Source organism: Methylobacterium bullatum (assembly GCF_014845095.1).
GTDB lineage: Bacteria > Pseudomonadota > Alphaproteobacteria > Rhizobiales > Beijerinckiaceae > Methylobacterium > Methylobacterium bullatum.
Genome location: NZ_NKUG01000285.1, coordinates 1 through 3,348 on the forward strand (window position 1 = coordinate 1; position 3,348 = coordinate 3,348).

Sequence of the window (3,348 nt, forward strand, 5' to 3'; positions counted from 1 at the left end):
CCCCATCGGCACGCCCCGCCTTCAACTGCGAGAGGGCGTCCATGCTCCCCGCGATGGTGACCGCGATGCCGCCTATCTCGCGCAGAGCGTCGAGCAGGACGGAATCGTGGCTGACCGCGAAGGTCAGGGGGCCGGCGGCACGCCCGATCAGACCGGCGAGCGTCGCCTCCAACCGCTTTTCTTCTCGATCAATCATCTCTCCGCTCGCCCGCAATGCGCCGTCGAGCGCCTGATGGAAGGCGGCACCGAAGGGCGTCAGAACGCTGCCGTGCCCCTTTGTCTTTCGGATGACGGGCTGCCCAAGCGCTTCCTCAAGGATCTGGAAGCGGCCCCAGGCCGAGCGATAGGACAGGTCGAGCCGCGCCGCAGCACCCTGCAGCGACCCTTCCGTGGCGACGGCGTCCAGAAGCGCCAGGGTGGGGGCGAAGGCGAGTTGCCGGCCCGCCGCCGCAATGGTCCCGTCGAGGATCAATCCCACCTTCATAGGCAATCCGTTTCCTATTGAACTGGCAGGGAGAGGGATAGCATGAGGGGGTGAGAGTGCCTCACAAAAATTCCCCGTCCCTGTCGGCTCTTACTCGAAGCACCACGGCGCAGCGGGAGTTTTGCGAGAGACATTCGCCGCGCACAGCACCGGGGCCATGTTCCAGACCCTCGAGGAGACGTTCAGACGGCTCGCCGCCCTCGATCCGGAGGTGGTCGCCATCGCCGGCCTGTCGCTGCGGGTGAGCCTGTCGGCGGTGGGGCTGGGCACCCTCGTCGGCGTGCCCCTCGGCGCCCTCGTCGCCGTGTCGGCATTTCCGGGGCGAAGGCTGGTCACGGGATGCCTCAACGCGGCGATGGGCCTGCCGCCGGTGGTCATCGGCCTCGTCCTCTATCTTCTCCTGTCGCGGTCCGGTCCGCTGGGGGGGCTGGGCCTCCTGTTCACGCCGGGCGCGATGATCGCGGCCCAGACGGTGCTCGTCGTCCCGCTCATCGCGGCCCTCGCACGCCAGATCGTCGCCGATGCGGAGGAGCATCTCGGCGAGCAGCTTCGCTCCCTCGGCCTCGGACCCGCCCGGCGGGCCGCGATCCTGATCTACGATACGCGCTTCTCCCTGGTGACGGCGATCCTCGCCGCCTTCGGCCGCGCCATCTCGGAGATCGGGGCCGTCCTGGTCGTGGGCGGCAATATCGACGGGCACACCCGCACCATGACGACGGCGATCTCCCTGGAGACGCAGAAGGGAGACCTGCCCCTCGCCTTGGCCCTCGGCCTCGTTCTCATCGCCATCGTCCTCGTCGTCAGCGCGACCGCCACGCTGCTCCGCTCCCATGCCATGCGGGCCTACGGATGAGCGCGGCACTCCCCATCGTCATCGAAGGTTTGCGCTACCGGGTGGGAGACATGCCCATCCTCAACGGCATCGACATGTCGGTGACGTCCTCCGGCATCACGGCGATCATCGGTGCGAACGGCGCCGGCAAGAGCGTGCTCCTGCGCCTCATCGACGGATTGCTGGCGCCGACGGGGGGGACGATCCGCATCGGGCCATCCGACCGTCCTCCTCCGAGCACCGCCTTCGTGTTCCAGCGGCCCGGCCTCGTCCGTGCGAGTGCCGCCGCCAACGTGGCCCTGGCTCTCGCGCCGCTCGGCCTCGGCGCGGGCGAGCGGGCCGAACGGGTGCGGGCCGCGCTCCGCCATGTGGGGCTCGCCGAGCGGGCCGGCGCTCCGGCCACCCGCCTGTCCGGGGGCGAGCAGCAGCGCCTCGCCCTCGCGCGGGCCTGGGCGCGGGCGCCCGATCTCCTCCTGCTCGACGAGCCCACCGCCAATCTCGATCCGGCCTCGTCCCACGTCATCGAGGATCTCGTGGCGTCGATGGCGGTGGCCGGCACGAAGGTCGTCCTCGTCTCGCACAATCTCGGTCAGGTCATGCGTCTGGCCGAGGATGTGGTCGTCCTCGCCGCCGGCCTCGCCGTCGAGCATGGACCCGTGCGTTCCACCCTGTCATCCCCCCGTTCGCCGCAGGCGCGGGCCTATCTCACCGGAGAAATGCCATGGACTTCCTTCGCCGCTCTCTCCTGAGCTTCGGCCTCCTCGCCGCCGTCTCCGGATTGTCGTCCGCACCGGGTGTCGCCGAGCCCGCCGAGACCATCACGGTGGCCTCCACCACCTCCACCGAGCAATCCGGCTTGTTCAAGGAGCTGCTGCCGGCATTCACCCAGGCCAGCGGCATCGGCGTGAAGGTGGTCGCCCTCGGCACCGGGCAGGCCCTCGATGCGGCCCGACGCGGGGATGCCGATGTGGCCCTCGTCCACGACACCGCCGCCGAAGAGAAGTTCGTCGGCGAGGGGTGGAGCACGAAGCGCTATCCCGTGATGTACAACGACTTCGTCATCGTCGGCCCGAAGGACGATCCGGCCGGCGCGGCCGGCGCCAGCGTCGTCGAGGCCCTGCGCAAGATCGCCGCCGCCAAGGCGCCCTTCGTCTCGCGTGGCGACCGCTCGGGCACCCATAGCGCCGAGCTGCGCTACTGGAAGGAGGCCGGCCTCGATCTCGGCGCCGTGCGCGGCGATTGGTACAAGGATGTGGGCCAGGGGATGGGGCCGGCGCTCAACACCGCCTCGGCCGCCAATGCCTACGTCCTCAGTGACCGGGGCACGTGGCTGTCGTTCAAGAACCGGGGCGACCTCAAGATCCTGGTGGAAGGCGACAAGCGCCTCTTCAATCAATACGGCGTGATGGTCGTGAACCCGGAAAAACATCCGCATGTGAAGGCGAAGGCGGCGCAGGCCTTCGTGGACTGGCTCGTCTCAGCCCCGGGCCAGGCGGCCATCGCGGCCTACCTGATCAACGGGGAGCAGCTCTTCTTTCCCAATGCGGAAGCCCGATGACGGCCGGTCCCCGACGAACGGGCGCGCCGCGCCGCCCTTGACACCTTCCGCGTGCCGCGCACCTTCCTTGGTCAATCGCGCCGTTGCAACTGCGGCGGCTGGCCTCGGGAGGGCCGTGTCATGATGGGTTCAGGTATCAGAGGGTTTTCCATCGTCGCCGTGACGGCGGCGATGGCGATGGTTCCGGCAATCGCCTCGGCCGAATCGGCGGGCAAGCCGGCCAATATCTGCAAGGAACTCACGGCGTTCCTGCATCCGCCGGCTCAGCCGGCCGCGTCCGGTTCGGCCACGGCCCAGACGAGCACGGCCGTCACCGCTCCGGGCTCCGGATCGCAGAAATCCGCGGGCAACGAGACTCAAAAGGATTCGGGCCTGAGCGGTCCGACGGCCTCCAACGGTCCCGGTGCCTCGGGTCCCCAGGGGGCGACCCAGAACGCCGCGGCCCCCTCGGGCGCCTCGGCCCAGGCCCCGGCC

General features: G+C 69.5%; 4 protein-coding genes and 1 pseudogene. 4 read left to right on the top strand and 1 reads right to left on the bottom strand.

Features of this window, described 5'->3' with window-relative positions; genetic code table 11:
* On the bottom strand, positions 1–484 hold a 484-nt coding region (locus tag MBTS_RS23130; protein ID WP_192216590.1), incomplete at its 3' end, for a winged helix-turn-helix domain-containing protein.
* A 157-nt stretch (positions 485–641) separates the two neighbouring features.
* Here MBTS_RS23130 and MBTS_RS23135 point away from each other — a divergent pair.
* From MBTS_RS23135 to MBTS_RS23150, 4 genes and pseudogenes are all read left to right on the top strand, one after another.
* Positions 642–1,337: an ABC transporter permease gene (locus tag MBTS_RS23135; protein ID WP_192216591.1), complete on the top strand. Its 696-nt coding sequence runs from the start codon at positions 642–644 to the stop codon at positions 1,335–1,337.
* The gene (locus tag MBTS_RS23140) at positions 1,334–2,065 is read left to right on the top strand and encodes an ATP-binding cassette domain-containing protein (RefSeq protein ID WP_192216592.1); all 732 of its coding nucleotides are present in this window, start codon (positions 1,334–1,336) and stop codon (positions 2,063–2,065) included. Before MBTS_RS23135 ends, MBTS_RS23140 begins: the two co-directional genes overlap by 4 nt.
* Positions 2,038–2,874, top strand: coding sequence for an ABC transporter substrate-binding protein (locus MBTS_RS23145; RefSeq protein ID WP_192216593.1), 837 nt, complete (start codon positions 2,038–2,040; stop codon positions 2,872–2,874). The genes MBTS_RS23140 and MBTS_RS23145 overlap by 28 nt, the downstream gene beginning before the upstream one ends.
* A gap of 120 nt (positions 2,875–2,994) precedes the next feature.
* A pseudogene (locus MBTS_RS23150) lies at positions 2,995–3,348 on the top strand (hypothetical protein); the annotation flags it as partial.

Coding starts and splice junctions, on each gene's coding strand:
- MBTS_RS23135 (WP_192216591.1), top strand. CDS start 642: ATGTTCCAGACCCTCGAGGAGACGTTCAGACGGCTCGCCGCCCTCGAT.
- MBTS_RS23140 (WP_192216592.1), top strand. CDS start 1,334: ATGAGCGCGGCACTCCCCATCGTCATCGAAGGTTTGCGCTACCGGGTG.
- MBTS_RS23145 (WP_192216593.1), top strand. CDS start 2,038: ATGGACTTCCTTCGCCGCTCTCTCCTGAGCTTCGGCCTCCTCGCCGCC.